This window comes from Pseudochrobactrum asaccharolyticum (genome assembly GCF_003314995.1).
Lineage (GTDB): Bacteria > Pseudomonadota > Alphaproteobacteria > Rhizobiales > Rhizobiaceae > Pseudochrobactrum > Pseudochrobactrum asaccharolyticum.
Genome location: NZ_QNRH01000039.1, coordinates 1 through 1,224 on the forward strand (window position 1 = coordinate 1; position 1,224 = coordinate 1,224).

Annotated in this window: 1 protein-coding gene; it reads right to left on the minus strand. The window is 50.6% G+C overall.

Annotated elements, in window-relative coordinates; translation table 11 throughout:
• Positions 1-59: 59 nt before the first annotated feature.
• Positions 60-1,159 (minus strand): IS3 family transposase gene (locus tag DFR47_RS21515; RefSeq protein ID WP_113946546.1). Its coding sequence is split into 2 segments (ribosomal slippage): positions 60-907 and positions 907-1,159, totalling 1,101 coding nucleotides; the frame shifts between segments, so codons are not numbered across the junction.
• Positions 1,160-1,224: the final 65 nt, after the last annotated feature.

Genomic DNA, 1,224 nt, shown 5'->3' on the forward strand with positions numbered 1-1,224 from the left:
TGACCTGGGCCCCAATGCTCCTCCATTTTTCAGGAGAGTCTTAGGTTATACTATTGGCCTTAAGCGGCCCGTTTTTCTAGAGCCATTTTTATTGCGAACTCATTCGGCGTAGCATTGCCGAGGGAAGAGTGCGGTCTGTTTTTGTTATAATCATCCTTCCAAGCTTTGATCTCGGTGCGTGCCTGAGCGAGCGATGAGAACAAGGTCTCGTTCAGGCATTCGTCGCGGAAACTACCGTTGAAGCTTTCGACAAACCCGTTTTGCATTGGTTTGCCCGGCGCGATGTAGTGCCATTCAATGCCTGTCTCCTGACACCACTTGAGAATGGCATGACTGGTCATTTCTGTCCCGTTGTCAGAAACTATCGTTCGTGGCTTGCCGAGTTGACTGATCAGGTAATCCAGCTCGCGTGCCAACCGCAGGCCTGACAGGGATGTGTCGGGAACCAAAGCCAGACACTCCCGCGTGAAGTCGTCAACGACCGCAAGAACCCTGAACCGACGACCATCTGTGAAGGCATCACTGATAAAGTCCAGGCTCCATCGTTCATTAGCTCGCGATGGTAAAGCTATCGGCCTCCGCGTTCCCAGAGCTCGTTTGCGCCCACCACGCTTGCGCACAGTTAGTTTCTCTTCCTGATATAATCTACGCAGCTTCTTCAAGTTCATGATGATCCCCTGTCGTTCCAGCATGACGTGAATACGCCGATAACCGAAGCGCCGTCGTTCGGAGGCCACTTGTTTCATTGCTTCACGAATATGCGCATCATCAGGCCGCTTACGACGATAGCGCACACTTGATCGATCAACACATAAAACGGCACACGCCCGACGCTGGCTCACGGCATACACTTGGCAAACACGAACAACTGCGTCTCGCCTGGCATCGGGCGTTACCATTTTTTTGCAGCAACATCTTTCAAAATAGCATTATCCAGCATCGTCTCGGCCAGCAGCTTTTTTAGCTTGGCATTTTCTTCTTCCAATGCTTTCAGTCTACGCGCATCGGAAACCTCTAGGCCACCAAATTTGGCTTTATATTTATAAAAACTGGCGCTGCTAATACCATATTTGCGGCACACTTGTGCAGTTGGCGTTCCCGCTTCCTGCTCTTTAATCATCCCGATTATCTGTTCGTCTGAAAATCGTGAGCGTTTCATTGTCCATCTCCTACCAAGGATTGGACTCTACCAAAATCTGGAGGAGTTTGCGGGGCTCAGGTCAC